A 16666-nucleotide genomic window follows, 5' to 3' on the forward strand; every position below is an offset into this window, starting at 1 on the left:
TTTGATCATTTTATAGCGTGCATAAGTCTTGGGTTATGTAGGAGTTTCATTTAGGTATAACTAGTGGAACAGACTCTATCCCATGTCTAATGCACGCTAGTTGTTAATGGGTATTGGACATTGGGCATTAGGCTTAAAGTGTAGTTCGTCTTTTTAACATCTCCAAAAGTTTTGTAAAATGGCTGGGAGGGTTTGCTGTCACTTCAATCAACTCTCCAGATACGGGATGCTGCAATTTTAGTCGCCAAGCGTGCAGTGCTTGACCGGGCAAATTTACTCCTACTGAATGACCAGAACTATAAACTGGGTCGCCGACAATGGGATGACCCATTTTGGCGCTGTGAACACGAATTTGATGAGTGCGTCCAGTTTCTAGTTGGAAATGGATTAAGGTGAAGTTACCGAGGCGTTCTAGTACTTGCCAATGAGTGACGGCGGCTCGTCCGCCTTGTTCAACAGGCATAATAGCCATTTTTTTGCGGTCTTGTGGATGGCGACCAATGGGTAAGTCAATTGTGCCACTTTCAACTTTTGGTGCACCGTAAACCACGCCCAAGTATTCTCTCCGTGCGGTTTTAGCTTTGAGTTGTGCTTGTAGGTGATGATGGGCAACTTCTGTTTTAGCGATCGCGATCGCACCTGTTGTATCCTTATCTAATCGATGGACGATTCCTGGACGTTGGACTCCGCCAATTCCTGGTAAATTGGGGCAGTGAGCTAATAGGGCATTTACCAAAGTGCCATCTGGATGACCGGGTGCGGGATGGACAACTAAGCCTGCGGGTTTGTTGAGAATAAGTAACTGGTCGTCTTCGTAGAGGATATCTAAGGGGATATCTTCTGCTAGCAGTTCTAAAGGTTGCGCTTCTGGTATTTCGAGAATGATGCGATCGCCTAACTTGACATTAATCTTCTTAGATGTACAAACTTTATCGTTAAGTTGGACATTACCCTGTTCGATTAACTGTTGGATGCGGGAACGGGATAAGTCTGGTAATTCTTGGGAGAGGTAACGGTCAAGGCGATCGTTGCTTTTAGTGTTGACGCAGTGTATCGTATCCCTGAAGGGAAGTAAGCTAGACGCTGCATCCTCTAGTCGAGTTGACAAGAGTTCGCTATTTTCTTGGATTTGTAAATTAAATTCGGTCACAATTGCTCTAGATTAATTCCCGTTCTTTAATTGACATTCTCAGCACTAAAGTAACTGAGATTCTTGGTTCAACGAGACCACTTAAACTAGATGCCTTGCGTTATTTAGTTCAGAGGTGGGACTCTCCCCAAGCGTTAACTTTCCGAGTGCCCCTCGGTAGTTGCATTGCTGCAAGTCCTGTTTAATTGAAACCATTTGTTTCAAAATTCTGAGTCGTCTAGCTCCTATGAATCTTTTACCTACTGCTAGGAGGAAACTAGAACAATGCAGTAGAACCGCATAGATTCAGTTGTCAAGGTACAGAGTCTGCGTTTTAGACAGTAATTGGGTTTTTAGACAGGTTAGTTACCCTTTCTGGTAAAATCATTGTAGCAAAAACGTAGGCGACTAAAGTGACTGAGCTTTACGCCTACCGGAAAACTTGTAAAGCGCGGAATGCCTTTAATTGGGCGGTTAGAAATTGCGTTTATCCAGGCAAAACCTTGATTTGACCTTAATCCACCTTCGCGGACGAGAGTTTGTGTAACCGCGAATTCTATTCGCCCTAGCTGTCTTGTATTTGTTTTCTTAGCGATTGTCGAAATTCTCTAAGTGCTGAACTCATTCCTGTGGTTCGCGCCATTTCCACAAATCGGGGAATAAGATCAGTGATCGAAAAACTAGGAAATGTGGGACTGATGAGAGACTTCACATATTGCTCACCTTGCAATAAGCTAATTTCTAGGTTTTTGCTTTCATATCGCCAAATTTCAGGTACTTTCAACGCCTCGTAGGCACTAATTTGAGTTTTAGAGGTGACATCAATTTCAATCGCTAGATCAGGAGGGGGGTCAACAGTTAGGTCGATCCCATCTTTCCCAATCATTAGCTTATAGTTTTGAATATAAAAACAATCATCGGGTTCAATACCTGCACTTATATCTTTTCGCTTAAAGGTAGTTGAACCTAAAGACTCCCAATTGAGATCGAGTTCATCTAGCAAGGCTTTCACTAAATCTCCAATAATTACCTTAGATCGCTCATGTTCTGGTAATGGAGCCATAATTTCTAATGTTCCTTGGCTATATGCTACTCGGCTCCTGCGATGCTCCCCTAACTCGTTGATAATTGCTTCAAATACTTGCCAACTCACATCTTCTAATATTATTCTTTGCCCTGGTGGAACTCGAATTTGGCTGAGTTGAAGAGTAACCATAAGATGCTACTTGTTAAATAATTTCATTTTTACTCAAATTTTACATTAGCGAAAAGGGAATTTTTTCAAATTCGATGTAGCAAATACACTAGCCAAAAAGCGATCGCTTAAATTCTTTTCATCTCTCCTCCTCCGTGTCATCTGCGCCTCTGCGGTTCATAATTCTAAATTTATAACTTCTTGTTCAAACTTTAATTAGTTATCTTTTAAATCTCACGCAGAGGCGCAGAGTTTTTCTCTGCGTGAGATTATGATTCTATAAATTCGGCGGAATACAAACATCTGGCGCACACAACCCAAGAAAATCTAGCGTTGTCACCTCAAGAGTATTCAAATCCACGCGGCGGATGGCATGATTATTGGTATCGGCAATATATAAAAAAGAAGCGATCGCACTCAATCCCGAAGGTTCAAAAAACCGAGTGTTTTTACCTTGGCCATTTTGTAAACCAGCAGAACCATCTCCTAAAACTGTTTGACAATTTCCACTAGAACTAACTAATTTAATTTTGTGATTGTAAGTATCTGCTACCCACAGAAAATTTTGAGCATATTCCACCCCTAAACAGTGTTGCAAACGAACATCTTCACCTTGTTCATCTACATCGCCAAAACCAAATAAACCTCCGCTACCGCAAACAGTTCGCACTTGATACGGTTCTACAATTCCCACACCACGAATTGAACTAACTTCACTGTCAGCAATATATAATTCATTCCCATCTGTACTGATACCGCTAGGTTGAGCAAAGGCAGATTCAGTAAGTGAACCATCAATACAAGCTTCTGCACCAGTACCAGCATAAGTTTTGATAATGCCAGTTTCTAAATCCATTTCCCAAATTTGATGAGGCCCAGCCATTGCAATAAACAAGGTATTTCCCACTTTCACTAAATCCCAAGGGGAATTTAGCGCAGTTTCTAAACCAGCACCGCCATGAGGACGGATATTGCGGCTTTGTTCACCAGTTCCTGCGATCGCTTCCACTACTTGACGCTTCAAATCAACTCGCCGCAGTGTATGATTTTCTGTATCAGCAACATAAAGAATTTGATTTTCGGCATCATAAGCCATTCCCTGTGGTGCAAAAAATTGCGCTTCGTTAAAAGCACCATCAGTTAAGCCAGATTTTCCAGTACCAATCAAGTGCAGAATTTCGCCGTCGAAACTACTCATAATCAGGCGATGATGTCCAGAGTCAGCGATGAATAAACCTATTGGAGTAGCTAGAACTTTGCCAGGAAAAGCTAGAGGTGTAATTAATGGTTGGCGCTGTTTTTCTAAAGTTAAGCTGAGTTCTTGGAAATCAATTGTCCCTTTTTCTTGATGTTGCTGAATTAACTTTTGAATCAACTCGTCTAAAGTGTCACGATTTCCTTCACCAGAAATCTGGCCAATCACGTAACCTTCTGGATCAATAATTATTAAAGTAGGCCAAGCACGCACAGCATACTCTTCCCATACTCGAAAATTGCTGTCAACTACAACTGGGTGTTCAATGTCGTAGCGCAGGATAGCTTGGCGAATATTTTCTGTTTCTTTTTCGTTATCAAATTTGGCGGAGTGAACGCCGATAACAGTAAGGCTATCTTTATATTTTTGTTCTAAATATTTTAGGTTTGGCAGAATATGCAGACAATTGATACAGCAGTATGTCCAAAAGTCTAAAATTACAACTCTACCCTTGAACTGTTTAAGAAACAAAGGTTTATCGGTGTTGAGCCAAGAGTAATTTTGCGGTAATTCTGGCGCTCTGACACGGGGAATCATAAAGTATACTTTGCTCTTAGAGGATGTTTATACCAATTTTCTGAAATAGATCGATGAAAAATAATGATATATTACCGTGTGTTGCTACTAGAGACTTAGACAAAACTAAACCGAAGTTTAATTCCAGGAGAATTAGATATTTAAGCAGTAAATATGAAGTCAGAAACACGAAATGTATTATTACAAGCTTACGCACAATTACAAGAAATTATTGATAAGTTGTACGAAGCTCATGACAGAGCAATAGCAAACAATAATTTTGATGATGCTAGCTTACTGGCTAGTAGAGCAGATAGACTTTATGAAGAAGCAGAAAATTTGGAAATTGTGATTTTAGAACAGGAGCAAAGATGAAAACAATTGAAGAATTAAAGACTCGTATTAAGGAACTCAGTAAACAAGCTGTTGAACTCAGGCAAAAAGCATCTGAAGTGTATTTAACTAACCAAGAGCAAGCCAAACAGTTTAGGCAACAGGCAAGAGAAGCTAGTAAGCGCTGCCAAGTATTGATACAAGAGTTAAAACGCCAACAAGTTTAAAGTTAAAAACTGGCAGTTCTCAAAGCTAGCCAGTTTTTAACTTTACATATTTACGAAATCCTGTACCTTAGCTCTGGGCGATTCATCCGGTTTCAGTCAACCAGTATTCTTAAAACTTTGGTTCCCATCGCCACCTCTGATCTGAGGTTCTACCAGAGGTGTTAAATCCAGATAGTTCGCAATCAAAAAGTTGCAATGGTGCACCATTCGCTGTGCCAGGATCTCCAGCTACATCAATGCATTTGTTGGATAATCCATTTCTAATAAATCCTGCACCAATGTATTCCCACCTCTGATCAGAGGTGTTACCAGAAGTGTTAAATCCAGATAGTTCGCAATCAAAAAGTTGCAATGGTGCACCATTCGCTGTGCCAGGATCTCCAGCTACATCAATGCACTTGTTTGACAATTTATTTCTGATAAATCCCCCACGAATAAATTCCCATTTTTGATCTGTGATTCTACCAGATGGGTTAAATCCAGATAGTTCGCAATCAAAAAGTTGCAATCGCGCACCATTAACTGTACCAGGATCTCCAGCTACATCAATGCACTTGTTGGATAGTTCGTTTCTTATAAACATTCCTCCTACTTGTGCAATAGCATTTTGATTTTCTATGACGCAAGTTGCTCCCCATAACAGTGAGCCAACGAATCCAACTGCGATCGCTGCCTGCTTTTTTAAATTAGGTTTCACAAATTTTTTCTCCTTAATTTTATGTTTTTACGTTATTAAAAAGCCTTGATAAGCTTCAGAATATATTGTTAGTTACTATTTAATAAATGAACTTTTAGAAAATTTACATTTTGAAAAGACTTGGCAAACTAACTACTACGGACTTGTCAGCCTGGGTGCAACTAGCTAAAATTCAGGCTAAACAGGGACAAGTTGCCGATCGCATTCCGCAATTGGCTTTGGCTAATCCTAGTTGGTTTGCAGTTCATATCTGCTGTAAATCGGGAAAAACTATCAGATTTGGGGATATAGATTGTGTTTTCCCGCTAATGAGCGTTATTAAGACATTTTCCTTACTTTATCTGCTAGAACACTTTGGTGCAGAAACAGTTTTTGGGTGGGTTGGGGTGCAACCATCCGATGCACCTTTCAATTCTTTAGAACAACTGATTGCCGATCGCGGATACCCCCGTAACCCGATGATTAATAGTGGAGCAATTACCCTCGCTGACAAATTACCAGGAAAGGACGCTAGTCAACGCACTCTTTTATTTTGTCAATGGCTCAACCAATTAGCAGGTTGCCAATTATCTTTAAATGAGGTGATGCTGGCTTCAGTGCGATTAACACGCTCAACAATCAATGAAGCGATCGCAAACTATCTTGCCAAAATAGGTCATCTAGAAAATTTGGAAATAGCACTTGACACTTATGAGCAAATATGCTGTCTATCGGGGCGAGTTGAAGATTTAGCCCTGTTAGGAAAGCTCTTAGCTTGTGAAAACGGCTGTTTATCATCACAAAATCGCCGAATTGTCAATGCTGTGATGTTAACTTGTGGACTGTATGAAGCTTCTGCGGAGTTTGCAGTCAGGATTGGTCTACCGATGAAATCAGGGATTGGTGGTGGACTTGTAGCAATAGTACCAGGTGAGGGAGCGATCGCTTGCTACAGTCCCGTGTTGGATAATATCGGAAATCCTGTAGGTGCGATCGCGTTTGTTGAGGCTTTAGCGCAAGAGTTACAGTTGAGTGTCTTTGGTTAACTCAGGTTTTTCTGCTTCGGGAGCGCTTATTTTAGGTAACGGCGTTGATTCAGGAGTTGGCGTTACCTCTAACTGTGATTCTGGTGCAGGAGACTTAATGATCTCTGGCAGTGCCGATGGCAAACTAGAAGATGGCGCAACTGGTGCTTCTGGATTGAGGACTTTACCAGCCCGACGGTTGAAAAATCCGCCAAATCTAGGTTTTGTAGGCTGAGGTACAACTTTTTCAGGTAACGGCTTTGATTCAGGAGTTGGCGTTACCTCTGGTTGTGGTTCTGGTATTGGCGTAATTATTTCAGGTGCAGGAGACTCAATAATCTCTGGTAGCGTAGGTGGCAAACTAGGGGATGGCGCAACTGGTGCTTCTGGGTTGAGGACTTTACCCGCCCGACGGTTGAAAAATCCGTCCGATCTAGGTTTTGTTGTTTGAGGCACAACTTTTTCAGGTAACGGACTTGATTCAGGAGTTGGTGTTACCTCTGGTTGTGGTTCTGGTATTGGGGACAAGGTGGGAGATGGTATAGCCGTTGGAACTTCTAATTTTGGTTGTTCTGCCTTGGTTGGCTCTGTTTTAGCTTCTTTGGGAATTTCAGTTTCGGGAATCGGCTGTTTTTCTACCTTCGGTTCTATTTCGGGTGTTTTTTCAACGGACGGGGTAGGTGTAAATCTATAATTTGGATCTACAATGCCGCGCACCTCATCTGCCGTAACTTCTCCTCTGACAATTCTCGACAAAGTGTCTTTACCCTTTGGCTGGTAGTCAATCAATCTAACTGTAGTATTGAAGGCATTTTTGACAGAATTTCCCTGGTTATCGAGAAATTCTAGTTTTACCCAGTTTTTTCCTGGATGGAAGCCTTTAAGATAAACTGCTTGCCAGCGATCGAAAATAAAGCTTTCACCATTAATTGTGGAGCGGATGCGCCAATCACTGAATTGGTCGTTAGAGTTTTCTTTGCCAACGAGGTGCAGGGGAGCGTTAGTTAGGTAAAAGTCCAGTAAGATTGGTTCTGCTCCGTAGCTACTTTGAGGGCGGCTGTAAGTTAGCAGGGGTAACTTGGGATCTGGATTGTTGTCGTCAGTTTTGGTGAAGACGTGAAATGTTGTTTGGGCATAAGCGCCTTCATTCTTAAAGCTTTCATGCCAAGGACGAGAGGCAAAGACGCGCAGAGTATGAGTACCTGGAGACAAGTCTGGCAAAACCAAGGGCTGATTCAGGTCGTAAACAGGGATATAAGGTTGGTTATCTAGAATTACGTGTAGATGGGGTCCTAGTTGTAATTGTGAATCCTTAAATATTGGTAGATCCTTAACCTGAAAACTGGCTGTGGCTTTGTTATCTTGGAGAACTTCATCAGCTTGTGGAGTAACAATTGTCACTTGTGGCTGATAAACTTCCAAAGTTGTCCGCAGTTCTTGGATAACAGATGGTGGAGAAACTTCCGAAAATTGCTTTGAAATTTGAGAAATCTGTGGAGGGTTTTCTCTATAGTCAGTAGATATTTCCTGGCTACTCACTTTCTCGCCACAACTGGTCAAGCTTAATACCAGCACCAATGTCATTACCCACCTGAAAATCGGGAGCCTCTCAGGGAGGAGCTTCTTTAACACCCTTTTCTGCCACGAGTTCATGCGTTCCACCCAGTGATAGTCTTCGACAATTTACAGATTATTTTGGCTCAAACTGTCCATCTGGAACCATAGCCCAAAAGGTGAAATCTACCTCACATCCCATAATTTCTCTTGTGTATGTCTGGAAATTTAAAATAAGTCATATTCTTTACAGCTTTTTACTTACAACAATGGAAATATGACACAAATGTTCATAAGTAATAGTAGCCAAAGCTGGAACATCGGCTCATACAGCCAAACCATAAAATTTGCAAATTGTTATTCTTTGTAAATTAAATGGCTAATCTATTGACTTTTGGACAAAGGCTTTGCAGTTAAAAGGCAGTTAAGGCAGGAATTCCAGCAATATTTCAGCAAGTTTGAATTATTGTTAAAATATCTCCAACTATCTCCAACAAAGTACAAGTTAAGACTCTATAATTCAACGAGAAACAACAATCCACATCGGTCTTCATCGCGGCTTCAGTAAAAAAAATTCTGGATTTTGCGGTAATGGTTAATTTTGTGGTATTCATGATTCCTCATTCCTTATCTAGAGAGGAGGTCGAATGACAATAAGTCCTCCGGAGCGAGAGGAAAAGAAGGCAAGAGTAATCGTCGATAATGACCCAGTTCCAACCTCATTCGAGAAATGGGCGCAACCTGGACATTTCGACAGATCCTTAGCCAGAGGCCCCAAAACCACTACATGGATTTGGAACCTTCACGCACTCGCCCATGATTTTGATACACATACAAGCGATTTAGAAGATATATCCCGCAAGATATTCTCAGCCCACTTTGGCCACTTAGCCGTAATAATGGTTTGGTTGAGCGGGATGATTTTCCACGGGGCGAAGTTTTCTAACTACGAAGCTTGGTTAAGCGACCCGTTGAACGTTAGACCAAGTGCTCAGGTCGTTTGGCCCATTGTGGGACAAGACATTTTAAACGGTGATGTTGGCGGTGGTTTCCACGGTATTCAAATCACCTCTGGTTTGTTCCAAGTATGGCGTGGCTGGGGTATCACAAACTCCTTCCAGCTTTACGTGACTGCGATCGGTGGCTTGGTATTAGCAGGCTTATTACTATTTGCTGGCTGGTTCCATTACCACAAACGCGCTCCCAAACTGGAATGGTTCCAGAATGTGGAGTCAATGCTGAATCACCACTTGCAAATATTGCTAGGTTGTGGTTCCTTGGGATGGGCAGGTCACATAATCCACGTATCCGCACCGACCAACAAGCTTTTGGATGCAGGCGTTGCTCTCAAAGACATACCCTTGCCCCACGAGTTCATCTTGAACAAAGGCTTGTTGACCGAGTTGTATCCCAGCTTTGCTGCTGGTTTAGCACCTTTCTTCACCTTGAACTGGGGTCAGTATGCTGACTTCCTGACCTTCAAGGGCGGTCTAAACCCGGTAACAGGCGGCTTGTGGATGACTGACATTGCTCATCACCATTTAGCGATCGCAGTTATCTTTATCATTGCTGGTCACCAGTACCGTACCAACTGGGGTATTGGTCACAGCATTAAAGAGATCCTGGAAAACCATAAAGGTCCTTTCACCGGTGAAGGTCACAAAGGTCTCTACGAAAACCTGACCTCATCCTGGCACGCTCAGTTGGCTACTAACCTGGCCTTCTTGGGTTCGCTGACCATCATCGTCGCGCATCACATGTACGCGATGCCCCCTTATCCATATTTGGCAACTGATTATGCTACACAGTTGTGCATTTTCACCCACCACATGTGGATTGGTGCATTTTGTATAGTCGGCGGTGCGGCTCACGCTGCCATCTTCATGGTGCGGGATTACGATCCAGTTGTGAACCAAAACAACTTGCTGGATCGGGTGCTCCGTCACCGAGATGCGATTATTTCTCACCTTAACTGGGTGTGTATCTTCCTCGGCTTCCATAGCTTTGGACTTTACATTCACAACGATACAATGCGTGCCTTGGGGCGTCCCCAAGATATGTTCTCTGATAATGCAATTCAGTTGCAGCCAGTGTTTGCCCAGTGGGTACAAAATATCCACACCCTAGCTCCTGGTGGCACTGCTCCCAATGCGCTAGAACCCGTTAGCTATGCTTTCGGCGGTGGGATTTTGGCTGTAGGCGGTAAGGTAGCGATGATGCCCATTGCTTTGGGTACGGCGGACTTCTTAATCCACCATATTCACGCATTCCAAATCCACGTTACTGTCCTAATTCTGCTCAAAGGTGTACTGTTTGCCCGTAGCTCTCGTCTGATTCCAGACAAAGCAAACCTGGGCTTCCGCTTCCCCTGCGATGGTCCTGGTCGTGGCGGTACTTGTCAAGTATCTGGTTGGGATCATGTGTTCCTCGGACTTTTCTGGATGTACAACACAATATCCATTGCAATTTTCCACTTCAGCTGGAAGATGCAATCAGATGTCTGGGGAACCGTAGATGCAGATGGTGCTGTGACTCACATCACCGGTGGTAACTTTGCCCAAAGCGCCATCACCATCAACGGTTGGTTGCGAGACTTCTTGTGGGCGCAAGCTACGCAAGTCATCAATTCCTATGGCAGTGCGCTATCTGCTTATGGACTCATGTTCTTAGGCGCTCACTTTGTTTGGGCATTCAGCTTGATGTTCCTGTTCAGTGGTCGCGGCTACTGGCAAGAACTAATTGAGTCCATTGTTTGGGCGCATAACAAACTGAAGGTAGCACCAGCAATTCAGCCTCGCGCTCTGAGCATTATTCAGGGTCGGGCTGTAGGGGTAGCTCACTACCTCTTAGGAGGAATTGCCACAACTTGGGCGTTCTTCCATGCACACATCCTTTCAGTAGGGTAGCAATCAGCTTTCTACAAGTTAGGAGTTAGGAGTTAGGAATGAAGTTAGGAGTTAGAAGTTAGGAGTTAGAAATAAAAATTTAAAACTCATAACTGACAACTCATAATTCTCAACTCACAACTCATAACTCCTAACTATCCCAGCTGATACTTGATGGCTAAAGGTCAGAGGATTTATTAAACCTATGGCGACGAAATTTCCAAAATTTAGCCAGGATCTGGCGCAGGACCCGACTACTCGTCGGATATGGTATGCGATCGCTACAGGCAACGATTTTGAAACCCATGATGGCATGACGGAAGAAAATCTTTACCAAAAGATTTTCGCAACTCACTTCGGTCACTTGGCAATCATCTTCCTGTGGGCATCCAGCCTCCTGTTCCACGTAGCCTGGCAAGGTAACTTTGAACAGTGGATTAAAGATCCCCTTCATATCCGTCCGATCGCCCACGCGATTTGGGACCCCCACTTTGGTAAACCAGCGATCGAAGCTTTTACCCAAGCTGGCGCTAGTAATCCGGTAAACATTGCTTACTCTGGTGTTTACCACTGGTGGTACACCATCGGTATGCGGACAAACAGTGAACTGTACACTGGTTCAGTTGGTCTATTGTTGTTGGCAGCAGTGTTCTTGTTCGCTGGCTGGCTGCACTTGCAACCCAAGTACCGTCCTAGCTTGGCATGGTTTAAGAGCGCTGAACCCCGCCTAAACCACCACTTAGCAGGTTTGTTTGGTGTTAGTTCTTTGGCTTGGGCTGGTCACTTAATTCACGTTGCTATCCCCGAAGCTCGCGGACAGCACGTAGGTTGGGATAACTTCCTATCCACCCCACCCCACCCAGCAGGTTTGGCACCTTTCTTCACCGGTAACTGGAGCGTTTACGCTCAAAACCCTGATACTCCTGGGCATATCTTCAGCACATCTCAAGGTGCAGGGACTGCAATTCTGACTTTCTTGGGTGGTTTCCATCCGCAGACAGAAGCTTTGTGGCTGACTGATATAGCTCATCACCACTTGGCGATCGCAGTTATCTTTATAATTGCCGGTCACCAGTACCGGACTAACTTCGGAATTGGTCACAGCATCAAAGAAATGCTGAACTCCAAATCTGGTTTAGTACCTGGTACAAAGAGTGAAGGTCAGTTCAACCTGCCTCACCAAGGGTTGTACGACACCTATAACAACTCGCTGCACTTCCAGTTAGGTATTCACCTAGCTGCTCTGGGAACCGTCACCTCTTTGGTGGCACAGCATATGTACGCCATGCCTCCTTATGCATTTATGGCTAAGGATTATACAACTCAGGCAGCGCTGTACACTCACCATCAATACATTGCTGGTTTCCTGATACTTGGTGCTTTTGCTCACGGAGCTATATTTTGGGTACGTGATTACGACCCAGAACAAAACAAGGGCAACGTCCTTGAGCGTGTGTTACAGCACAAAGAAGCGATTATTTCCCACCTTAGCTGGGTATCTCTTTTCTTAGGCTTCCACACTCTTAGCTTGTACGTCCACAATGATGTAGTGGTTGCTTTCGGTACTCCTGAAAAGCAAATCCTGATTGAGCCAGTGTTTGCCCAGTTCGTCCAAGCTTCTCATGGTAAAGTACTGTACGGCTTAAACACCTTGTTGTCTAACCCAGATAGTATTGCCAATACAGCATGGCCCAACTACGCTAACGTTTGGTTACCAGGCTGGTTAGATGCCATCAATGCTGGTACTAACTCCTTGTTCTTGACAATTGGCCCTGGCGACTTCTTGGTACACCATGCGATCGCTTTGGGTCTGCACACCACCACCTTGATCTTGGTCAAAGGTGCTTTGGATGCCCGTGGTTCCAAGCTGATGCCCGATAAAAAGGACTTCGGCTATGCCTTCCCTTGCGACGGCCCCGGTCGTGGCGGTACTTGCGATATCTCAGCTTGGGATTCCTTCTACCTAGCTACATTCTGGATGCTCAATACCCTTGGTTGGGTTACCTTCTACTGGCATTGGAAACATCTAGGTATTTGGCAAGGCAACGTAGCTCAGTTCAATGAGAACTCTACATATCTCATGGGCTGGTTCCGCGATTACCTTTGGGCTAACTCTGCTCAGTTGATTAACGGTTACAACCCTTACGGCGTGAATAACCTGTCTGTCTGGGCTTGGATGTTCTTGTTTGGACACCTAGTTTGGGCTACTGGCTTCATGTTCTTAATCTCCTGGAGAGGTTACTGGCAAGAGTTGATTGAAACCCTTGTTTGGGCACACGAACGCACTCCTCTAGCTAACCTAGTTCGCTGGAAAGATAAGCCCGTTGCTCTGTCTATCGTTCAAGGTCGTGTAGTTGGTCTAGCTCACTTCACTGTTGGCTATGTCTTGACTTACGCTGCATTCTTGATTGCTTCTACTGCTGGTAAGTTTGGTTAATTCAGCTACTAGTTTAGGTAAGTAATAAAAATCCCCTGCCGCAAGGTGGGGGATTTTTTGTGAAATTCGGTAAATTCAAGATTATGATTCTTCTGATAACTGCTAAATTTTATACGCTAGAGCTAATTTTTTATCTTATAGTTTTTCTATTTAATATTTTCAACAATTATGTTAAGTATACTTTTAAATCTAGTAATCACGATGATGACCGCACATCGCCAGAAAAAACTTGGAGGAACCGTCTTTCAGCAACACGTAATAAAATTCATTATGGTTTGTCATTATTCCATGTTCGGTGCCTGATTGTAGCTCCATGATGCCATTGTCTACTAAACATTTAATCATGAGGTCAAATTTATCTACAGCGATATCTGTGTTTCTGCAAATCTTTAATTTCATCTCAAAATATAAATAGTTTGAATCCAGAAGAGTTTATTTTAGAACCTTCAGATCCAGATTTTACTATTACTGGATTATGGGTTGCTTCTATTAGGGTGACTCGAATAACTACCATAGAACGTAGACTAATCACTAGAAGGATAGGTAAATTAGGAGCAAATCAAGTACAGCAGTTGAATAGAGTAATGCTTCAAGCTTTGAAACTGACATAATTTCAAGTCTATTATCAACCCACTGAAAACTGCGTAGTTTATCGCCGTAGGTATTGCCTAAAATTAAACTTAATTACAAGCACTCAAAACCATGACAAACTGGCAAGAACGCATTACTCAAAACCCGAATGTATGTCACGGTAAACCGTGCATCAAAGGAACACGCATTATGGTATCAGTTATCCTTGATAACTTTGCCGAGGGACTGACATTTGAGGAAATTGTTCAAGAGTATCCACCACTGGCTTTAGAAGATATCAGGGCAGCTATTGCTTATGCAGCAGAATTAACCAGAGAAGAGGAATTGTTGCCACTGCGATGAGTAAAATGAAAGTAAAACTCGACGAGAATATGGCACAAACCCACGTCGAGTTTTTACAGCAAACTGGTTACAACGCTGATCGTGTGACTGATGAAGGATTGTCTGGTGCTGATGATGACACGGTTTGGGCGCAAGTTTGTGCTGAGGAACGATTTTTCATCACCCTTGATTTAGACTTCTCTGATGTTCGCCGCTTTCCACCAGGCACTCATCCTGGTATTCTACTATTGCGTTAGCAAAGCGTGCCGTAGGCATTCACGTAACCGCAGCCGTCAAACAGTGCTAGAAATTTTGTCTCGTGTTGTACGCGAACAACACTTAGAAACTCTGAAAGGTTGTCTTGTAGTAGCAGACGAAATCCAAACGCGAATCCGACGTCCGCAATGATCGCTTTTATAGGAAATCAAGAACACAGCTAGCTTTTGAATAAATATACCCCTCTGCGTTACTTTGCGCTTCCCTCTGTGTTCCTCTGCCTTTAAAAATAACTTTTAAAATTAAATACTTGGACAATACCAAAACAAGTTATAACTAGAAAAAACGAGATAATTTTATAACTCTTGCAAGAAGAATCAATAACGCCACCAAAAGAAATAATTTTTAATCCCTATTATACCCAGCAGAACGGAACAGCATATTTAGGTGATAGCCTTCAACTTATTAAATTCATTGGCGATAATAGTATTAATTTAATTATCACATCACCTCCATTTGCTCTAACAAGAAAAAAAGAATACGGTAATGAAACTGCTGAAAAATATATTGAGTGGTTTCTACCTTTTGCTTATGAATTTAAAAGAGTACTGGCAGATAATGGCTCATTCGTACTAGATTTAGGTGGCGCTTACCTTCCTGGTAATCCCGTGCGGAGTATCTACCAATACGAACTTTTAGTCAGATTATGCAAAGAAGTAGGTTTCTTTCTTGCTCAAGAATTTTATCACTATAATCCGGCTAGACTGCCAACCCCTGCTGAGTGGGTAACAATCAGGCGGATTCGTGTGAAAGATTCTGTAAATACAGTTTGGTGGTTGTCTAAAACACCGAATCCTAAAGCAGATAACAGAAAAGTTTTAAAGCCCTATAGCCAAAGTATGAAACAATTACTCAAAAATGGCTATAAGGCTAAAATACGTCCTAGTGGACATGATATTTCGGATAAATTCCAAAAAGATAACCAAGGGGCAATTCCGCCAAATCTACTAGAAATTGCTAATACGGAATCGAATAGTGCTTATTTACGACGCTGTAAAGCAGCAGAAACTAGACCCCATCCAGCACGTTTTCCTCAAGGGTTCGCGGAGTTCTTCATCAAATTCTTAACTGATGAAGGTGATATGGTTTTAGATCCATTTGCAGGTTCTAACACAAGCGGGTTTGTGGCTGAAACTCTGCAACGCCGATGGATATCTTTTGAAATTAACGAGGATTATGTAATGGGAAGCCGTTATCGTTTTACTCAATAAAGATATTAAGTAAATATTCATAACTGAGCAGTTAAAATCTATAACTCATAACTACTTAAATTTCTCCATTCACTTGCATTTGATGAACTTGATCTGCTAACTCTTGACGACCTTGATCATCTAGTTTGTCAATTGCTAACATCCCCATGAGAATAACTTCTTTCAGGGTCAAACGTGTCGAATGTGCCTGTTTTTGCACAATCTCTTTAATAATGGGACTCACACCAATCGCTGTACTAGCTCTAGCCACGGAATAAAAGGAAAACACTAATGATTAAGCCTAAATCTTAGCACCTCCATGAAGTTATTTTCTCTAGTTAAAACTTAATTTAAATGTGTTTCAACTCATACTTCAATAAGTAAACATTAATTTTAAATTAGGTATATACAGAATAACCTTCTAAGTGCAGGGCACTGTCCTACAACTGGACAATTTATATCAAAACCCCAATTATGACATTAAAAATAAGAGCCTACTTTTGCATGAAAATAAACTTAACTTTTATTATCCCAGAATAACGGGTATAGTGTCTAACAGTGCTATAGATAGCTCTGGAGTTATCCTAAACCTTTCTGATTAAGGGTTTACCGAGATAACTTCAACTGTGCTGTAAATTACCCAAAATGGTCAGAAACTTCTTTGAGTATCGATCCTTGTCTGATGCTAGTTATGAATCTTTAATCTAACTAATTCCATATTTGAGAACTGACGCATTTGCAACGCTCAATTTTATTTGAGAAATTAAAAAGCTATCCCCCTAGTTCTAGTAAAGTCTAATGCAATCGCCACAATTGACTGACATTTTAAACCTGAAATCAAATGGTTATTTATTATGTTAGCAACTGCAAAAACCAAAACCTCTGTCCTGAGATACTCAAAAATAACCTGCTAATTGCTGAGTTTATCCACACTTGCAATATTTGTGGCAACTGAGTTAGAAAAAATAGTCGGTTTGTGAAAATAGGGTTTTCAGTACAACTATCCTCACAAATAAAATTTGTATACCATCGGGAAAACCGTAATTTAAAGAGATC

The 16666-nt window shown here is 42.2% G+C and carries 14 protein-coding genes; 8 read left to right on the forward strand and 6 right to left on the reverse strand.

The genetic code is table 11. From position 1 onward, the window contains the following. Positions 1 to 133 precede the first annotated feature (133 nt). The 3 genes from LC608_RS11125 to LC608_RS11135 form a co-directional block, all read right to left on the reverse strand. A complete protein-coding gene (locus LC608_RS11125; RefSeq protein ID WP_229553828.1) occupies positions 134 to 1054 on the reverse strand; it encodes an RluA family pseudouridine synthase in 921 nt (306 codons plus the stop codon). A 640-nt stretch (positions 1055 to 1694) separates the two neighbouring features. Further along, positions 1695 to 2345: a Uma2 family endonuclease gene (locus LC608_RS11130; protein ID WP_229553602.1), complete on the reverse strand. Its 651-nt coding sequence runs from the start codon at positions 2343 to 2345 to the stop codon at positions 1695 to 1697. A 256-nt stretch (positions 2346 to 2601) separates the two neighbouring features. Further along, positions 2602 to 4116: a thioredoxin-like domain-containing protein gene (locus tag LC608_RS11135; protein ID WP_229553603.1), complete on the reverse strand. Its 1515-nt coding sequence runs from the start codon at positions 4114 to 4116 to the stop codon at positions 2602 to 2604. Positions 4117 to 4269: 153 nt separating this feature from the next. On the opposite strand from LC608_RS11135, the gene LC608_RS11140 reads away from it, so the two are divergent. Together LC608_RS11140 and LC608_RS11145 are read left to right on the forward strand one after the other, a co-directional pair. Further along, entirely contained in the window at positions 4270 to 4470 is a 201-nt protein-coding gene (locus tag LC608_RS11140) for a hypothetical protein (protein WP_229553604.1), read from the forward strand. Next, positions 4467 to 4655, forward strand: a complete 189-nt coding sequence (locus LC608_RS11145) for a hypothetical protein (RefSeq protein WP_229484542.1) — start codon at positions 4467 to 4469, stop codon at positions 4653 to 4655. The genes LC608_RS11140 and LC608_RS11145 overlap by 4 nt, the downstream gene beginning before the upstream one ends. 109 nt (positions 4656 to 4764) lie before the next feature. Here LC608_RS11145 and LC608_RS11150 read toward each other — a convergent pair whose 3' ends face one another. Beyond that, entirely contained in the window at positions 4765 to 5352 is a 588-nt protein-coding gene (locus LC608_RS11150) for an RICIN domain-containing protein (protein WP_229553605.1), read from the reverse strand. 110 nt (positions 5353 to 5462) lie between these two features. Here LC608_RS11150 and glsA point away from each other — a divergent pair, with 110 nt between their 5' ends. Continuing rightward, positions 5463 to 6377 carry a glutaminase A gene (glsA, locus tag LC608_RS11155; protein WP_229553606.1) on the forward strand — a complete coding sequence of 305 codons (915 nt, stop codon included), beginning with the start codon at positions 5463 to 5465 and terminating at the stop codon, positions 6375 to 6377. Here the strand turns inward: glsA and LC608_RS11160 are convergent. Then, the gene (locus LC608_RS11160; protein ID WP_229553607.1) at positions 6354 to 8009 is read right to left on the reverse strand and encodes a hypothetical protein; all 1656 of its coding nucleotides are present in this window, start codon (positions 8007 to 8009) and stop codon (positions 6354 to 6356) included. The genes glsA and LC608_RS11160 overlap by 24 nt on opposite strands. A gap of 548 nt (positions 8010 to 8557) precedes the next feature. Here LC608_RS11160 and psaA point away from each other — a divergent pair. The 5 genes from psaA to LC608_RS11185 all read left to right on the forward strand — a co-directional run bounded on the left by psaA (position 8558) and on the right by LC608_RS11185 (position 15631). Beyond that, positions 8558 to 10816 (forward strand): photosystem I core protein PsaA, encoded by a 2259-nt coding sequence (gene psaA / locus LC608_RS11165; RefSeq protein WP_229553608.1) that lies wholly within the window; start codon positions 8558 to 8560, stop codon positions 10814 to 10816. A 184-nt stretch (positions 10817 to 11000) separates the two neighbouring features. Further along, positions 11001 to 13232 (forward strand): photosystem I core protein PsaB, encoded by a 2232-nt coding sequence (psaB, locus tag LC608_RS11170; RefSeq protein WP_229553609.1) that lies wholly within the window; start codon positions 11001 to 11003, stop codon positions 13230 to 13232. Between the two features lie 702 nt (positions 13233 to 13934). Further along, the gene (locus tag LC608_RS11175) at positions 13935 to 14165 is read left to right on the forward strand and encodes a DUF433 domain-containing protein (RefSeq protein ID WP_229553610.1); all 231 of its coding nucleotides are present in this window, start codon (positions 13935 to 13937) and stop codon (positions 14163 to 14165) included. Positions 14166 to 14170: 5 nt separating this feature from the next. Continuing rightward, positions 14171 to 14401, forward strand: a complete 231-nt coding sequence (locus LC608_RS11180; RefSeq protein ID WP_229553611.1) for a DUF5615 family PIN-like protein — start codon at positions 14171 to 14173, stop codon at positions 14399 to 14401. Between the two features lie 324 nt (positions 14402 to 14725). Then, positions 14726 to 15631 carry a site-specific DNA-methyltransferase gene (locus LC608_RS11185; RefSeq protein ID WP_229553612.1) on the forward strand — a complete coding sequence of 302 codons (906 nt, stop codon included), beginning with the start codon at positions 14726 to 14728 and terminating at the stop codon, positions 15629 to 15631. A gap of 55 nt (positions 15632 to 15686) precedes the next feature. Here the strand turns inward: LC608_RS11185 and LC608_RS11190 are convergent, their stop codons facing one another. Further along, positions 15687 to 15899, reverse strand: coding sequence for a hypothetical protein (locus tag LC608_RS11190; protein ID WP_100899890.1), 213 nt, complete (start codon positions 15897 to 15899; stop codon positions 15687 to 15689). Positions 15900 to 16666 lie beyond the last annotated feature (767 nt).

Source organism: Nostoc sp. XA010 (assembly GCF_020829625.1).
Taxonomy (GTDB): domain Bacteria; phylum Cyanobacteriota; class Cyanobacteriia; order Cyanobacteriales; family Nostocaceae; genus Nostoc.

Bases quoted from the DNA above. Each gene is read 5' to 3' on its own strand.
- LC608_RS11130 (WP_229553602.1), bottom strand. From the start codon at position 2,345: ATGGTTACTCTTCAACTCAGCCAAATTCGAGTTCCACCAGGGCAAAGA.
- LC608_RS11135 (WP_229553603.1), bottom strand. From the start codon at position 4,116: ATGATTCCCCGTGTCAGAGCGCCAGAATTACCGCAAAATTACTCTTGG.
- LC608_RS11140 (WP_229553604.1), top strand. From the start codon at position 4,270: ATGAAGTCAGAAACACGAAATGTATTATTACAAGCTTACGCACAATTA.
- LC608_RS11145 (WP_229484542.1), top strand. From the start codon at position 4,467: ATGAAAACAATTGAAGAATTAAAGACTCGTATTAAGGAACTCAGTAAA.
- LC608_RS11160 (WP_229553607.1), bottom strand. From the start codon at position 8,009: ATGAACTCGTGGCAGAAAAGGGTGTTAAAGAAGCTCCTCCCTGAGAGG.
- psaA (WP_229553608.1), top strand. From the start codon at position 8,558: ATGACAATAAGTCCTCCGGAGCGAGAGGAAAAGAAGGCAAGAGTAATC.
- psaB (WP_229553609.1), top strand. From the start codon at position 11,001: ATGGCGACGAAATTTCCAAAATTTAGCCAGGATCTGGCGCAGGACCCG.
- LC608_RS11175 (WP_229553610.1), top strand. From the start codon at position 13,935: ATGACAAACTGGCAAGAACGCATTACTCAAAACCCGAATGTATGTCAC.
- LC608_RS11180 (WP_229553611.1), top strand. From the start codon at position 14,171: ATGAAAGTAAAACTCGACGAGAATATGGCACAAACCCACGTCGAGTTT.